This window comes from Flavobacterium bizetiae (assembly GCF_902804475.1).
In the GTDB taxonomy this organism is placed as follows: Bacteria; Bacteroidota; Bacteroidia; order Flavobacteriales; family Flavobacteriaceae; genus Flavobacterium; species Flavobacterium bizetiae.
Map to the genome: position 1 here is coordinate 1 of NZ_CADCSU010000118.1, position 16,410 is coordinate 16,410.

General features: G+C 35.2%; 14 protein-coding genes. 10 read left to right on the forward strand and 4 right to left on the reverse strand.

Going from position 1 to position 16,410, the window contains the following annotated elements; genetic code table 11:
• The first annotated feature begins 437 nt into the window (after positions 1 to 437).
• Entirely contained in the window at positions 438 to 896 is a 459-nt protein-coding gene (locus FLACOL7796_RS16355; RefSeq protein WP_173971802.1) for an RNA methyltransferase, read from the forward strand.
• A 66-nt stretch (positions 897 to 962) separates the two neighbouring features.
• Here the strand turns inward: FLACOL7796_RS16355 and FLACOL7796_RS16360 are convergent, their stop codons facing one another.
• The 3 genes from FLACOL7796_RS16360 to FLACOL7796_RS16370 form a co-directional block, all read right to left on the reverse strand.
• Positions 963 to 2,012 carry a serine hydrolase domain-containing protein gene (locus FLACOL7796_RS16360; protein WP_173971814.1) on the reverse strand — a complete coding sequence of 350 codons (1,050 nt, stop codon included), beginning with the start codon at positions 2,010 to 2,012 and terminating at the stop codon, positions 963 to 965.
• 299 nt (positions 2,013 to 2,311) lie between these two features.
• The gene (locus tag FLACOL7796_RS16365; RefSeq protein ID WP_173971803.1) at positions 2,312 to 2,668 is read right to left on the reverse strand and encodes a hypothetical protein; all 357 of its coding nucleotides are present in this window, start codon (positions 2,666 to 2,668) and stop codon (positions 2,312 to 2,314) included.
• Positions 2,669 to 2,839: 171 nt separating this feature from the next.
• Entirely contained in the window at positions 2,840 to 3,724 is an 885-nt protein-coding gene (locus FLACOL7796_RS16370; RefSeq protein ID WP_173971804.1) for a LysR family transcriptional regulator, read from the reverse strand.
• 198 nt (positions 3,725 to 3,922) lie between these two features.
• On the opposite strand from FLACOL7796_RS16370, the gene FLACOL7796_RS16375 reads away from it, so the two are divergent.
• The 8 genes from FLACOL7796_RS16375 (at position 3,923) to FLACOL7796_RS16405 (ending at position 13,871) form a co-directional block, all read left to right on the forward strand.
• A complete protein-coding gene (locus tag FLACOL7796_RS16375) occupies positions 3,923 to 5,059 on the forward strand; it encodes an efflux RND transporter periplasmic adaptor subunit (protein ID WP_173971805.1) in 1,137 nt (378 codons plus the stop codon).
• Positions 5,060 to 5,078: 19 nt separating this feature from the next.
• Complete coding sequence (locus FLACOL7796_RS16380; protein ID WP_173971806.1) at positions 5,079 to 8,246, forward strand: efflux RND transporter permease subunit; 3,168 nt, start codon at positions 5,079 to 5,081, stop codon at positions 8,244 to 8,246.
• Position 8,247: 1 nt separating this feature from the next.
• Positions 8,248 to 9,660: an efflux transporter outer membrane subunit gene (locus FLACOL7796_RS16385; RefSeq protein ID WP_173971807.1), complete on the forward strand. Its 1,413-nt coding sequence runs from the start codon at positions 8,248 to 8,250 to the stop codon at positions 9,658 to 9,660.
• Between the two features lie 113 nt (positions 9,661 to 9,773).
• On the forward strand, positions 9,774 to 10,346 hold the full coding sequence (locus FLACOL7796_RS16390) for a Crp/Fnr family transcriptional regulator (RefSeq protein ID WP_173971808.1): 573 nt from the start codon (positions 9,774 to 9,776) through the stop codon (positions 10,344 to 10,346).
• A 97-nt stretch (positions 10,347 to 10,443) separates the two neighbouring features.
• Entirely contained in the window at positions 10,444 to 10,572 is a 129-nt protein-coding gene (locus tag FLACOL7796_RS24815) for a hypothetical protein (protein WP_262889168.1), read from the forward strand.
• A 197-nt stretch (positions 10,573 to 10,769) separates the two neighbouring features.
• Positions 10,770 to 11,993, forward strand: coding sequence for an MFS transporter (locus FLACOL7796_RS16395; RefSeq protein WP_173971809.1), 1,224 nt, complete (start codon positions 10,770 to 10,772; stop codon positions 11,991 to 11,993).
• Positions 11,994 to 12,035: 42 nt separating this feature from the next.
• A complete protein-coding gene (locus FLACOL7796_RS16400; protein WP_173971810.1) occupies positions 12,036 to 13,025 on the forward strand; it encodes a TIGR03571 family LLM class oxidoreductase in 990 nt (329 codons plus the stop codon).
• A 135-nt stretch (positions 13,026 to 13,160) separates the two neighbouring features.
• Positions 13,161 to 13,871 (forward strand): hypothetical protein, encoded by a 711-nt coding sequence (locus tag FLACOL7796_RS16405; RefSeq protein WP_173971811.1) that lies wholly within the window; start codon positions 13,161 to 13,163, stop codon positions 13,869 to 13,871.
• A 77-nt stretch (positions 13,872 to 13,948) separates the two neighbouring features.
• Here the strand turns inward: FLACOL7796_RS16405 and mnmE are convergent, their stop codons facing one another.
• The gene (mnmE, locus tag FLACOL7796_RS16410) at positions 13,949 to 15,349 is read right to left on the reverse strand and encodes a tRNA uridine-5-carboxymethylaminomethyl(34) synthesis GTPase MnmE (protein ID WP_173971812.1); all 1,401 of its coding nucleotides are present in this window, start codon (positions 15,347 to 15,349) and stop codon (positions 13,949 to 13,951) included.
• A 184-nt stretch (positions 15,350 to 15,533) separates the two neighbouring features.
• On the opposite strand from mnmE, the gene FLACOL7796_RS16415 reads away from it, so the two are divergent.
• Positions 15,534 to 16,367 (forward strand): universal stress protein, encoded by an 834-nt coding sequence (locus FLACOL7796_RS16415; RefSeq protein WP_173971813.1) that lies wholly within the window; start codon positions 15,534 to 15,536, stop codon positions 16,365 to 16,367.
• Positions 16,368 to 16,410: the final 43 nt, after the last annotated feature.

Below are 16,410 nucleotides of genomic sequence, written 5' to 3' on the forward strand. Positions count from 1 at the left end.
TAAATAATGTGATGCTGTATTTTATGTTGATTATTAGTGTTTTAAATTTTAACTATAAAATTTATGTATTTAAATTTTTAAGAATAATTTAACATAATATTTTTGTAATACTATACATCAATATGAGTGTTTTTGGAAAGAAAAACCCTCTTTATTTGTTCATTTTTTACCATAAAAATGATTGAAAAACATCCCGAATTAACATTTTATTTTAAATTACAGGAGATTAAAATTTATAATAATCAGCAAAAAAGTTTTGTTTGCAATTTCATTTTTATTCATTTCAAAAAGCAGTAATTGTTAACCACAAAAAATGCTTAAAAGAGTCAAAACAGGAGAGACTTTCGCGAAACAACTAAAAGCAGGTCAATAGAAGATTCATCCTTTCGCTGTAATAAAAATTGATTTATTTGCTTTCAGTTTGTACTTTTGCGCTTATGAATGATAATTTTATAAATGAATATTTCGGGATAGGGATCCAAAATGGTAAAACACCTGAAAATTTGGGCGTATTGTGGAGATCAGCTCAAAATTTAGGCGCTACTTTTATATTTACCATAGGCAATCGATATGCGAAACAAGCCTCTGATACGCACGATGCTGTAAAAGCAATTCCATATTTTCATTATGATACTTTCGAAGCTTTTTTCGAGAATTTGCCTAAAGGAGCAAGATTAGTTGGTGTTGAATTAGATGAAAAAGCCTCAGACTTAGAGACGTTCGAACATCCAAGACGTTGCGTGTATTTATTAGGCGCAGAAGATCATGGCTTATCCAGAAAAGTAATGGATAAATGCCATAATTTAGTAAAATTTAAATCAGTGAAAAGTCTGAATGTGGCTGTTGCCGGAACGATCATAATGTACGACAGAAACTTGCCTAAACCGCGATCTTAAATAAAAGCGACATTGATTTTTGACTGAAAATTTCGTTCCGATTGCTATGTATTTTTTATTTTTTAGTTATTGATTTATATCGGCATACAATTGATCCACTACTTTTTCTAAAATCTCTCCGGTTTCATTAAAACTGGTATTTGTCAATATAGAGATTCCCATATTTTGTTTAGGATAAATTACAAACCAATTCTGCATTCCGTAGATACCTCCGTGATGTCTGTAAATTAATTCATTACCATTTTCTAAGATGTACCAATGATAACCTTCCCAAAAATCAGTACCTTCTTTATATAATTTTTTATGAGATTCTTTTACAATACGATTGGACTCGTCAAGTTGCAATTTCATATATTTTACCAAATCTGCAGGAGTAGAATGCAATCCTGAAATTCCTCCCCATAAAGTCCTGTTGAAGTTGGGCATTAACTCGTTTTTATCGTTGTAACCTTTTACCAATCTCAGTTTTTCATTATCATTTAATGTAAATTTGGTTTCGTTCATTTTGTTTGGTTTCAAAACAAATTCAGTCACCAATTCTTCATAAGGTTTTTGATACACTTTTTCAAGTATATAAGCGGTTAATTCCGGAGCTGTGTTGGAGTAGGCGTATGTTTCTCCAGGTACTGTTTCTATTTTGATTAGTTTCAATCCGTCAAAAAAAGCCGTTTTATTTTCGCTTTTTATAGGGAAATTAGGAAAGCCGCTTGTATGCGTGAGAAGATGTTTGATTCTTATAGGTTCGCCTTTGAATTCTAGATTAGGATATGGTTCGTTAAGATAAATTCTAATATCATCATCGAGATTTATTTTTTTATCAAGTACAGCTTTAGCAGCTACATAACCTGTAAAAGTTTTAGTTACAGAAGCTAATTCATAAAGTGTAGAATCGTTTGGAGTGTTTCCTTTTCCGATAGATAATTCTCCAAAATGTTTTATTGTGGATTTTCCATCTTTAAAAACTGATATGGAAACAGAATGAAATCTTTTATCTTCTAATAACTGATGAGCATTTTTTGTAATCGCATTTTCAATATTTTGTGTATTACTTTGTTGTTTACTTTTGCATCCAACCAAGGCAAAAATTAAAAATGCTGCTAAATATTTTATTGTCATAGTTTTTAGTTTCATGTGCGCTAAATTACTTTATGCCAGTTATTAAAAAGGTTAAATAAGTACTCTTTTATTTCACCTTCTTTAATTCACAAGATTTTATAGAGAATAATAATTCTGGCTAATATATTGAAAAAAAGACTTTTAATTTTACTTAAAGGCGTAAATTGATATCTTTCTTTAATACCATTTTAGTTTCATTGAAAAGTACTAAAACTTATAACTAACTTTTTGAGCCAGAGTAAACGCTTAGCAAAGAGTTTCAGGATTTCTTTGCTTTTAAGAAATGGTATAAATACAGTTTAATTTAAGTTTTTAGTTTTCAAACGTAAACAATGTTCCGTTCCTAAATAGAGCGGATCTCCGTGTTTTTCTGACCAAAAACCTTCCAATACATCTGCAGTGATGCATTTATAAACAGCAACTCCTTTGTAGGTTTTATTCTCGTCTCCTTTATAGCTAAAGTTTATGACCAGAATATTGTCTTTAAAGAAACCGTGACCTTTTTGTTGCTGAGTATTATTAATAAGCCATTGAGCAATAATCCGATTGTTTTCGTCAAGCGATAAGCTCAAAATACCTTTGTATGTTACCTGATTACTTTCGTCCTGATTGCTTCCGGAAATGGAGTAATTGCCAATTAAATCTTGTATAGTCATTTATTTTACGATGCGGAAATGAACAGTTGAGCATATAATGAAGTTTTATTTTCAAAAACACATTAATCCAATAGTTGAATCAAAGATATGTAAAAATTATTTGAGATTGCGCCGGTCTTGATTGTCTTTCGGCTAACGGGGATTCTTTATTTTATTTAATAATGGTTTCTTTTATCGAAGTAATTTTTTAACCATTTCGATTTGATCTGTAGTCACATTATTTTTATTGTAGGCAAGATAAATCGTGTTTTGAGTAGGGTGATGGCCTTTCCAGATTTCTTTAATATGATGTTGATTAATATCATCCTGCACTAAATAATCTGATGCAATGGTAATGCCCGAACCAAAACGAATTCCTTTTAGAATCGAATTATAATCAGGAATAACAAATCGGGGTTTTATAGTGGGGCGTTTTTTAAAATTTTCTAACCAAAATCTTCTAATAATGGCCAGATCACTGCTGTAAGCGTACCAATCTTTATCGCAAAGCCATTTCTCGGCTTTATCAAATTCAGAATTGGTTATAAAAAGATCAAATTCGGTTGTATCGAATTCCTTATTGCCAACAAGAAGTAAATTGGCAGTACGAATGGGTTCGTAAACAATATCTTTTTCGTCATTACGGCTTGAAGTAATGACAAAATATAATTTTCCTGAGTTCAATTTTTGCATTAATTCTTTGGTAGGACAAAATTCAAATACAAGATTAGCAGGAGCCTGACTTATGTTTGAAGCCAGAATGCTGTAGAAAAACTCTTTAGAGGTGCCAATACAAGTCAGCGGAATATTCGAAGAACGTGTATATCTAAATTCGGCTTCAATGTATTCTAATTTCTCAATAGCATCAATTACTTGAGTATAAAATAATTTGCCATAATCTGTTGGCACCATTCGGCGTGGTTTACGCTCGAATAACTGCTTGCCTACATGAGCTTCAAGTGCTGATAAATGCTGACTCACATTGGGCTGCGAAATAAGCAGTTCCTGTGCCGCGCCAGTAAGCGTACCTACCTGATAAATCGTTTTAAACGTTCTGTACCATTCCATGTCTACCATGGTGCAAAGTTACTTGTTTTTTATTTTCCTTATAATATTAAGTATAAATTGATTTATAGATATCTATAAATTATGCTATTTCCTTTATAATTAATTCCGATACACCTTTGCATGCAATTTGAGAAACTTCAATTAAAAACAACAACATTGAAATTTCCATCCAATTCATTATTAATCCATTAAAAATTATTTATTGTCATGCAGCAACATTTAAAAGCATTGCTTAGTACTATATTCCGAACGTCGATGGTCGGTTATTGCTTATTGGTTTTACAAGGATGTTCATCCAAAGCAGAAAAAGAAAAAACAGTAACGCCTTTAGTGTCAACCGTTACAGTTGATACCACATCGGTTACAACAGAATTAGAATTTTCGGGTATGCTTGAAGGAATCAGCAATATCGAAATAAGACCTCAGGCAGAAGGATATCTCGAAAAAATATTTGTAGACGAAGGAGCTTATGTACGAAAAGGACAATCGTTATTTCTTATTAACGATACGCCTTACAGCGAAAAGCTAAACCAGTCAACAGCGTCTTTGCAAACTGCATTGGCTAACAGAGAAAAAGCCAGAATTGAAGCCACAAGAATACAAAAACTGGTTGACGGAAAAGTAGTTTCGGATGTACAGCTTAAAAATGCCCAAGCCGAACTCAGCGCAGCAAATTCTGCTGTTCGACAAGCAGAAGCTGCAAAGAAAAGTGCGGCTATAAGCAAAGGATTTACGCTCATAAAAGCTCCTGTAAACGGTTATGTAGGCAAACTGCCTTATAGAGTTGGGAGTCTTGTGGGGCATAACGAACCGGAACCCTTATCTGTCGTTTCAGACATCAATACGATGTATGCTTATTTCTCGATGAGTGAAGAAGCTTTTTTGCAGTTTAAACAACAATATCCCGGAAAAACCATAGAAGAAAAAATCAAAAGAATTCCTTCTGTTCGTTTAATGCTTCCTGATAATTCAGTTTATGAGGAACAAGGCAAAGTCGATATTGTTCAGGGACAATTTGATAAATCTACCGGATCTATTACGTTTAGAGCTTCATTTCCTAATAGCGGAGGACTTTTGCGTTCCGGAAATACCGGTAAGATTATCATGTCACAATACAACAAAAATGTAATTCAGATTCCACAGTCAGCTACTTACGAATTACAAAATAAAGTCATGGCTTATGTGGTCGAAAAAAACAACAAACTGAAAAGCGTATCCTTAAAAATTGGACAAAAAACAGCTTTAAATTATATCATTTCCGAAGGATTAAAACCTGGAGATATATTGGTATCAAAAGGACTTGAACGCTTGCATGAAGGCATACAGGTAAAAGTTTCAAAATAATAATCTAGCCTTTTAAATTATGTTAAAGAAAATAATCGACAGACCCGTCACGGCTACTGTCATCTCACTTATATTGGTAATTTTAGGCTTTTTGGCTCTGGAAAAATTGCCTATGGAAACCTTTCCGGAAATTGCACCGCCCTCTGTAGTGGTAACCGCACGTTACCCCGGAGCAAGTGCCGAAGCCGTTGCCCGTTCTGTAGCCACGCCGTTAGAACAGGTAATTAACGGAGTAGAAAATATGATCTACATGACATCGTCTTCCTCAAACGATGGTACATTAACGATTACTGTTTATTTTAAACTGGGAACCAATCCGGATCAGGCGGCAATTAACGTGCAAAACAGGGTTTCGCAGGCTACAAATCAACTGCCTCAGGAAGTCGTAAAAACGGGTATTAATACTTCCAAACAAAACAATAGTATGATCATGATTATTGATCTCGAAAGCACCAATCCTAATTACGATTCGGCTTTCCTGAACAATTACGATCTTATTAATATTGTTCCAGGAATCCAGCGTATTCAGGGAGTTGGAAAAGCGCAGGTATTTGGAAGCAAGGATTACGCCATGCGTGTCTGGCTGAATCCGGGAAAATTGGCAAGCTATCAAATGACAGCACAGGAAGTCATGAAAGCCATTGACCATCAAAATATTGAAGCAGCTCCGGGTAAATTTGGAGAAGGAAGCGCAACGGCTTTTGAATACACGATTAAATACAAAGGAAAACTAAATAAAGAACCGGATTATGAAGATATTGTAATCAGGGCAAATCCGGATGGTTCTGTGCTGCGTTTAAAAGATGTTGCCAAAATAGAATTAGGATCGCTGGATCATGTGTATGCATCGGCACAAACGCTGGATGGTCATCCGGGAATTGGAGTTGCAATTTTCCAGACTCCGGGTTCTAATGCCAATGATATTCAGATTGAGATTCTGAAATTTATGGAAGAAGCCAAAAAGAGTTTCCCAAAAGGAATTAGTTACAGAACCACTTATAGTACAAAACGCTTTTTGGACGCTTCTATCAATCAGGTTGAACATACCTTGGTTGAAGCTTTTATACTGGTATTTATTGTCGTTTTTATTTTTCTTCAGGATTTTCGTTCTACGCTTATTCCGGCCATATCAGTACCAGTGGCGATTATTGGTACCTTCTTTTTTATGGGAGTTTTTGGTATCACCATTAATTTGCTGACACTTTTTGCGCTCGTTCTGGCCATTGGAGTAGTGGTCGATGATGCGATTGTCGTCGTCGAGGCCGTTCATCATAAATTAGAACATCATTCTACCGATGCCAAAAAAGCGACAATCAGCGCTATGGGCGAAATTACCGGAGCCATTTTATCAATTACTTTGGTAATGTCGGCGGTATTTTTACCTATTGGTTTAATCGAAGGTCCGGTTGGTGTGTTTTACAGACAGTTTGCTTTTACACTTGCTATTGCTATTGTAATTTCAGCAGTAAATGCCTTAACCTTAAGTCCTGCTTTATGTGCTGTTTTACTTAAAAACAAACATGCTGAATTGTATGAAGATAAACATAAGAAAGGCTTACAAAGATTCTATGAACTCTTTAATACTGGTTTTCATGCGGCTACAAAAAGATATACAAATGCTGTTCTTTTTCTAATTAAAAGAAAATGGCTGGCTTTGGGCGGATTGATTTTGGTTACCATTTTAACGGTAGTATTGGCACGCAACACACCGCAGGCCTTTATCCCTACAGAAGACCAAAGTTTTGTAATGACCGCTTTAAGCATGCCTCCGGGAACTTCTTTGGAACGTACAAAAACAGTAACTACTGAGGCAAGCAAAAAGCTGAGTAAGTTTGAAGGGGTATATTTTAATGCGATTGTTAACGGAAGTAATCTCTTGGCTAATACAGTTTCGCCATCTTACGCCGCTTCGTATACCATTTTAAAACAGCCCGAAGATCGAGGAAAAGTTAAAGACATCAATAAAATTATGGATTCTATTAAAACCGTATTTGATGGTTTGCCCGAAGGATCTTCGTTTACGTATTCGATGCCAACCGTTCCGGGATTTGGAAATGTTGATGCCTTAGATGTTGTTTTAAAAGACAATGCCGGAGGTTCGATCGATAAACTGGCTCAGGTAAATGATGAGTTTATAAAATCGCTGAAAGAGAGAAAAGAAATTGCAGCAGCTTTTACATCGTTTAATGCAAAATTTCCTCAATACATGCTCGATGTTGATGCGGTTAAAGCAAAACAACTGGGACTTGATGTTAGTACAATTTTAGAAACCATGCAGGCTTATTTTGGAAGTATTTATTCTTCTGATTTTAACCGATTTGGGAAATATTATCGTGTAGTAGTACAAGCCGAAGCGCCTTTTAGAGTAGATGAAAATGCATTGAACGAAGTATATTCTAAAAATGATCATGGTAAAATGGTGCCGCTAAAATCGGTAGTGCAGTTAAAACGCGTTTTTGGTCCCGAAGTGGTTACCCATTTAAACCAGTCAACTTCTATTAATTTGAATGTTCAGGCTAAAAAAGGGTATTCAACCGGAGATGCCATGAAAGCAATAAATGAGGTTGCCGAGACGCTTCCGTTAGGTTATTCCCATGAATATACCGGAATGGCAAGGGAAGAACAGCAGGCCGGAAACCAAACCATTTTTATATTCGGAATCTGTATCTTGTTTGTGTATTTCTTATTATCAGCTCAATACGAAAGTTATCTTTTACCGCTGGCCGTAATTTTGTCTCTGCCAACGGGAATATTTGGTGTCTTTGTTTTTATCAATTTAATAGGCGTTACCAATAATATTTATGTACAAATTGGTATGATTATGCTTATTGGTCTTTTGGCCAAGAATGCCATTCTTATCGTGGAGTTTGCGGTTCAAATGAGACATAAAGGAAAATCTTTGGTAGAGGCTGCGCTGCAGGCTTCGGCATTGCGATTGCGACCAATCTTAATGACTTCTTTTGCTTTTATTGCGGGATTACTGCCGTTGCTTTTTGCCGGTGGTGCTACAGAGCAGGGAAACCGTTCTATTGCATCGGGAACGATAGGAGGAATGTTCTTTGGCGTGGTATTGGGAATTTTTATCATACCGGTTTTATTTATCGTATTCCAATCTTTACACGAACGTTTTTTTGGTTTAAAAATCACACCTGTAACAGATCAACATTTAATTCAATCCAATCATTAAAATGACGAAAATACTATATTATATACTTATTCTGGCCATGTTTTCCAGCTGTCAGATTGGGAAAGATTATGTGCGTCCAACCGTTGCAATGCCTCAGGAATTTAGAGGGAATAATGCCTTGCAGCAAAGTAAGGACAGTACTTTACTGCCATGGAAAAGCTTTTTTACAGATCCTGCTTTGCAAAATATTATAGACAATGTTTTGCAGCGCAATTATGATATGAAAATGGCGCTGAATACAATTCAGATTAATGATGAATATCTGAAAGAGTCAAAAACGGCCTGGCTTCCATCAGTTTCCGCAGGAATTGGAACTTCCCGAAATTATTATTCTGATAATAGTTTAAACGGTGTTAACGGCTTTAATTTAAGCAATACCATCGGAACAAAAAGAATAGAAGATTATACGCTGAATGCGGGTTTAAGCTGGGAAATTGATATTTGGGGAAAAGTAAAAAACCAGAAAAAAGCAATGCTGAACGAATGGCTGCAAAGTCTTGAAGTCAGAAAAGTTTTGCAGACCAGATTGATTGCATCGGCAGCTTCGTCTTATTATACTTTATTAATGCTGGACGAACAATTGGCAATAGCTCGTAAAAATTTAGCTTTAAGCGATAATACGGTTAAACTAATCCGTGTTCAGTTTGAAAACGGCGAAGCGACTGCACTGGCGTTACAGCAAGCCGAAGTTCAGTACAAATCGACACAAGCTATTATTCCTGATTTAGAACAGGAAAAATTCATTCAGGAAAATGCTTTAAATGTTTTAATGGGAAATAATCCAGATAAGATTGCATTATCCGAAATCAAAGCCAATTTTATCGCTCCGCAACAATTAACTTCCGGAGTTCCGGCCTCATTGATGTCGAATCGTCCAGACGTGCGCCAGAAAGAATTTGAACTGCGAGCGGCTTCTGCGCGAATAGGTGTCGCTCAGGCTGGTTTATATCCGGCCTTGAATATAACAGCTTCGGGCGGTCTCAATTCATTTCAATCCTCAAATTGGTTAAACATTCCGGGTTCTTTATTTGGAACTTTAGCAGGCGGGCTTACCGAACCTATTTTTAATAAGCGAAAATTAAAAACGGCTTTTAATGTGAGTAAAATTGCCTACGAGCAAAAGACTGAGGAATTTAGAAAAACAGTTTTGCAAGCCACAAAAGAAGTTTCGGATGCGATGGTTAAAGTCGAAAAACTAAAAGAGAAAATTACGATTACGACATCAAAAAATGACTTACTTCAAACAGCGATAAACAATGCCGGTCTTTTGTTTACAAACGGACAGGCCAATTATTTAGAAGTAATTCTGGTAGAGCAAAACTTGATAGAAAACGAACTGAATTTATCCAGTTTAAAAAGGCAGGAAGCTTTGGCTTATATAGAGTTTTACAGAGCTTTGGGAGGAGGGCAGTAACCGGTTTTTCAAAACTCACACCAAGTGTGTGAGTTTTGTTTCATCATAGGTAAAAAGTTTTTTGTTACTTTCGTAAGGATTAAATCAGGTAGTTCTAAAAGAATTTGCAGTTTATGGAAAACCATTATTTACAATTAAGAAAACATATAGAGGAAATAAGTCCATTAACTGATGAAGAATGGGAAACTATCGCTGCTTGTTTTACTTATAAGAAATTAAGAAAGCATCAGTTTTTAGTTCAAAAAGATGAACTTGTTCCTTCTGAATACTGGATTATAAGCGGCTTATTGAAAACATACGCTATTGATAATGAAGGTAAGGAACATATTCTGCAGTTTGCAATGGAACAATACTGGACAAGCGATTTTCATGCTTTTCAGAATCAGGTTCCGGCTACTTTGTTTATTGATTGTCTTGAGGATTCAGAATTTTTTTGTCTTCGTTTAGAAAACAGGGAAAAGTTGTGCAGTGAAATTCCTAAAATGACTAATTTCTTCAGAATTAAATCGCATTATGGTTATATCGCCCTACAGCAGCGCATTATGTCTTTACTGACTCAAACAGCCGAAGAACGTTATAATAATCTCATCAAAAAACTTCCTTTACTAATTCAGCGTGTTCCTAAAAAGCTTTTAGCTTCTTATTTAGGTGTTACCCGCGAAACTCTCAGCCGCTTTAAGGGGTAAAAGTGTGATCTACATCACTTCAAATGTGTGATGTTCATCCTCGCATATCTGGTGTTATCGTTAGAACTTTGTACTGTTAATTTTAAACAATGCAATGATGAAAACGATCCACTATTTTATGCAGACAGTTACCGCTTTTTTAGGTGCTGGAAATAATGCACAAAATAAATTAGAAAGAATGTCAATAGCTCTGGAAGTAATTCCGGGAAACATTCCTCATCTATAGCTGGAATTGAAACTCATAACCCAGCGGGATTAAATAATAACATTCTCGGGTAATTTTTTTTCCCGCATAGGGCACATTAAGATTGATTAAATTGGTTGTTGGGTAGGAGGATGTCCTTCGGGACATTCTCTTATTTCTCTTCACTTTTTTAAATCTTTCCCTTCTAAATCATTTATAATTTTATTTGAAACAACGATATGAAAACAAATGAAACAGCAGTTATAGAACAAACTGTTAATACAAGAAAAAGACTGCCTGCAGCGCTATGGGCATTAACAATAAGCGCATTTGGAATTGGTACCACAGAGTTTGTTATTGTGGGTTTATTGCCAACAGTTGCCACAGATTTAAATATTAGTATTCCATCGGCAGGATTGCTGGTGAGTTTATATGCCATTGGTGTTGCCATTGGAGCGCCCATATTAACAGCTTTAACAGGAAGTATTCCAAGAAAAAAATTACTGATCTGGTTAATGATTGTATTTATCATAGGAAACGGTCTTGCTTCAATAGCGCCTGGTTTCTATACATTGGTTATGGCAAGAATCATCACAGGATTGGCTCATGGAGTTTTCTTTTCGATAGGCTCTACGATTGCCGCTTCATTAGTACCGCCTGATAAAAGAGCATCGGCAATTTCTATCATGTTTACAGGTTTAACTGTTGCTATTGTTACCGGAGTACCTTTTGGAACCTTTATTGGGCAGGAATTTGGATGGCGTGCTACTTTTATTGGGGTTGCTGTATTGGGATTGATCGGCTTGATTTCAGGTTGGATTTTATTGCCAAAGAATATCGAAAATGAAAAAACAATCGCCATAAAAGACCAGTTTAAAGTAATAGCTAACGGCCGATTACTTTTGGCATTTTTGATGACTACTCTGGGTTACGGAGGAACTTTTGTTGCCTTTACTTATTTGTCTCCGATACTTCAAAAAATCATGGGACTTTCTGAATCAATGGTGAATGTAGTTCTTGTAGTATACGGAATAGCAATCGCTTTCGGGAATCTTATTGGAGGAAAAGCAGCTAATAAAAATCCGCTGAAAGCATTATTATGGATGTTTGTTTTACAAGCCATTGCCTTATTAGTTTTTACATTCACGGCAAATGATTCTCTTTTTGGAATTATTACTTTGTTTATCATGGGAGCTTTATCATTTTCAAATGTTCCGGGATTACAATTGTATGTGGTTCAATTAGCAGAACGTTATCTGCCGGGAACCGAAGATGTAGCATCTGCTTTTAACATTGCTGCTTTTAATGTGGGAATTGCCATTGGGGCTTATGTAGGCGGATTAGTAGTAGAATCTACTTTAGGACTTGAATCTACTCCCTGGGTTGGTGCTTTGTTTGTAGTACTTGCTATTGGTGCAACTTTATTAAGCTCAAAATTATCAGGTAAAAAGAACAGCAAATAATTAAATAACCAGCAATTTGTTAACCGTTAATTTAATTTTAAAATGAAAACAATTTGTAAAATACATATACCCGGCCGAATGACTCTTGGACTCGAATTTCCATTAGACAACGACTGGTCTCTTGAAGGAGAGAAAAAAAGAAAAAAACAAAGACGTCCTTTTGGAATTCCTGATATAAGTAAACACACAGAACTTATTAAATTGGCTGATAAACTTGGTTTTGCTGCTTTATGGATGAGGGAAGTTCCAGTATATGATCCGGGTTTTGGCGACGGCGCTCAAATTTTTGACACCTTGTCGTATCTGGGATATGTGGCCGCCATTACAGATTCTATTGCCATTGGAACTGCGGCGGTTGTACTGCCTTTACATGATCCGCTGCAATTGGCAAAAGCGATTGCTACTATCGAAAATTTATCTGAAAGCCGTTATCTTTTTGGTGTTGGTTTAGGCGACCGCCCTGTAGAATTTCCTTTGTTTGGATTTGATTTTGAAACCAGAGCGCAGCGATTTGTATTAAATCATGAAATAATTAAAGAAGCCTGGAAAGAGCAAAGTGAGCTGAATCAATATTATGAAGGCTTATCTAATGAAATTCAGGTTTATCCAAAACCTAAAAATGAGATTCCGTGGATTTTAGCCGGAAGGGCAAAACAAAGTATGGACTGGATTGCTCAAAACATGCAGGGCTGGTTCAATTATCCGAGGGATGTAAAAGATACTGAAGTTTTGGTAAGAGAATGGAAAAATGCACTTTATGATAACAATCAGGCATCAAAACCGTATATATCGGCTTTTCATTTAAATCTTTTAAAAGATGCTGATGCTCCTTTTACACCACATCGTTTTGGAGGTTCTGTCGGTATTAATGGATTAACACAATTGATGCGATTGTATGAACTGGCAGGAGTAAACCACATGGCGCTTCATTTAAGAAAATCAGAAGTTCCTGTGGATGAAGCTTTAAAATTGATTGGGCAAGAAGTTTTGCCGCATTTTTACCCATTGAGTTTACAAAATTCAAACGTATAAAATAGTATAGTTATCTTTTAGAATAGAAATTATATACTCAGAAAACAGGATATTTTTAAGTCTTGTTTTCTGAGTATATTTCGATTAATACTATTTAATGAGATTTATTACCTTCTCAAAAAAAAATCAAAATCGATGAAATTTCTTCAGCTTCTTTTGTTGTTTCTCTTGTTTCCAATGGTATCAAATTCACAGGAAAAGCATGTTATCCAGACTACTGACAAGGCTTCCACTCATGGAATGTTGATCTTTGGAAAAAATAAAATTTACGCTTATCATCTCCCGATGTTTCATAGTCCGCACAATTATCAGATAATTTTAGAACTTGAACTAACTGAGGAAGAGAAGGGCTTATTTATCGAAGAGCAGAAAAGCAATACTGAATATGCAACTTATACAATTGAGCCTGAAACTTTTGTTTTACCTCAAATGATTGCAAAAGGAAATTCATTTATGGTTGATTTGTATCGTGGTCATTTTGAAAGAGGCGGAAAAAAAATAGCTTCAAAAATTAAAGTCGTAATCAAAGAAGTTTTGTTTTACAACAAATTTAAAAGTGATGAAAAACGTTCTGCCACGAACAGTTTTATCTTATTCGGAAATGATAAAGAACAGTTTATGGCTCATTTACTAACGAATAAACCAGATTTTGATCAGATCATAGAAGTGAAGGCACCATTTGACAGTATAATTAAAGGAAAGAATAATGTAGTTATTGATACTGATTCAACCGAAAATTCAGTTCTTGGAGTCAGTGGAAACGAAATAGAAATATCGCTTAATAAAACAAAGTATCCAATGATATTATTAAAGCAGTTGTATCTGGAGTTTGGAGATTTAAAATAAGGATGTTCAAATAAAAAAACGAGTTGAAATATTAATAAACAATATTTCAACTCGTTTTTTTTTATTGTTCTATTCTACTATTTCCCGATGCAGAAATTAGCAAAAATATTCCCCAACAATTCATCGTTAGAAACCTGACCTGTAATCAACCCAAATTGATACAAAGCTTCGCGAATATCAAGCGCAATCAGGTCGCTTGAAAGATTTGTTTCAAGTCCAAATTTTACTTTTTGTATTTCATCCAAAGCTTTTAGTAAAGAATCGTAATGTCTTGTATTCGTAACAATTGTTTCGTTATTTCGGAGCGCACCGGTATTGACAAAAGAAAGCAATTCATTCTTTAAATCTTCAACACCAATTTTCTCTTTAGCCGAAATCAATAGTAATTTTGCATTCAGATTTTCAAGCTTATTCGTGATGTTTGCCACTTCGTCAGCAGACAATATATCTTTTTTATTTACTACAATTACCAAAGGTTTTAGCGGATATTTATTTTTGATTTGTTCAATTTCAGAAACAAACTCAGAGCTTGAAACCTGAAACTTCAAACCATCAAACAAATAAATCACAACCTGTGCCTGTTCAATTTTTTCGAAAGTTTTTTTAATTCCAATGCTTTCTACAACATCTTTAGTTTCACGAATTCCGGCCGTATCGATAAATCTAAAACCAATTCCGCCAATAACCAATTCATCCTCGATAGTATCACGCGTTGTTCCGGCAATATCAGAAACAATAGCACGTTCCTCATTCAATAAAGCATTCAGTAAAGTCGATTTACCTACATTTGGCTCACCAACAATCGCCACTGGAATTCCGTTTTTAATAACGTTTCCAACCGCAAATGAATCAATCAGACGTTTTAAGACAAATTCGATTCTGTTTAATAATTCATGAAATTGAGTTCTGTCGGCAAATTCTACATCTTCTTCAGCAAAATCCAATTCCAGTTCTATCAAAGAAGCAAAGTTTAAAAGTTCTTCACGTAATTTGGCAATTTCATTACTAAAACCACCACGCATTTGCTGCATGGCAATTTGGTGCGAAGCTTCATTATCTGATGAAATCAAATCCGCGACAGCTTCTGCTTGCGATAAATCAAGTTTTCCGTTCAGGAAAGCCCTTAACGTAAATTCACCAGCATCAGCCATACGACAGCCTTTTCGCAACAATAACTGAATAATTTGCTGCTGAATATAAGTAGAGCCGTGACACGAAATTTCGATGGTATTTTCTCCCGTATAAGAATTTGGCCCTTTAAAAACAGAAACCAATACCTCGTCAAGTGTTTTCGAATCGTCGACAATATGACCCAAATGCAAAGTATGTGTTTTTTGCTTGGTTAAGTCTTTGTTTTTGATGGATTTAAAAACCGAATTTCCGATCGCAATCGCTTCAGAGCCCGAAATTCGAATTATAGCAATAGCCCCTGCTCCGGACGGAGTCGCTAATGCAACTATAGAATCTTGATTTATCATGGCGCAAAGGTATAAAAAAAGCTATAAAGTTTTGCTTCCAAACCCATCCCGAAAGCAGCTTCTTTTCGTCATTTGAAAAACATCTGATAAGATAAAATTAAATGTTAAAATACTGATAATTGTCAGACTAATTTGATTTTAGAATGACTAAATTTGAGAGAACAACTTCTAAATCACAAACAAAATGAAAAAAATATTATTCCCCACCGATTTTTCCGACTGTGCAACAAATGCATTTGTGCATGCTTTAGAATTTGCAAAACTCGTCAATGCCGAACTTATTTTGTTACATACGTTTGAAATCCCTGTATACGATAGCCAGTTTTTCCCGGAAAACTATGCGGCAATCTACAGCTCTATAGAATTGGCTAAATTTGAAGTGTTTAAAGATGAAATTCCAAAATTGAGAGCCATCGCAGAAGAACGCAATTTAGGCGATATTGTAATAAAACACCGTTTGATGGACGGAGATTTGATTTATAATCTAAGAAATGCAGTCGAAGAAGATAATGTCGATTTTGTAATTATGGGTTCTTCAGGAGTTACAGACTGGACTAAATTTTTCCTGGGATCAAACACGAGTGCAGTGATTTCAGAAATAAAAGTTCCTGTTTTATGTATTCCTGCCGATACAAAATTCAAGAAAATAAAAACCATTGGTTTCACAACCCGTTATCGCGAAAAAGACAAAGCCGAATTGAGAAAAGTACTGGATATCGCAAAAAAAACAAACGCAAAAGTAAAAAGTCTTTATGTTAAAACGTCAAGTTCAGACGTGTCTGATGTAACCATCAAAGAATGGGAAAAAGAATTTGCACACGAAAACATTGAGTTTTTGGTATTGCCAAGCGATGAAGTAAAAGAAACTATTCTTGATTTTATATTGTATAAAGACATAGATGTACTTACAACCATAACACACAAACGATCATTTTTTGAAGGACTTTTCGATTCTAGTTTTACTAAAAAAATAGCCAAAGAAGTTTCTGTACCGGTTTTAGTAATGCATGAAACGTAAAATTGTACTTCGATAGTATATTTGTAAGTGTAAAACCTATATT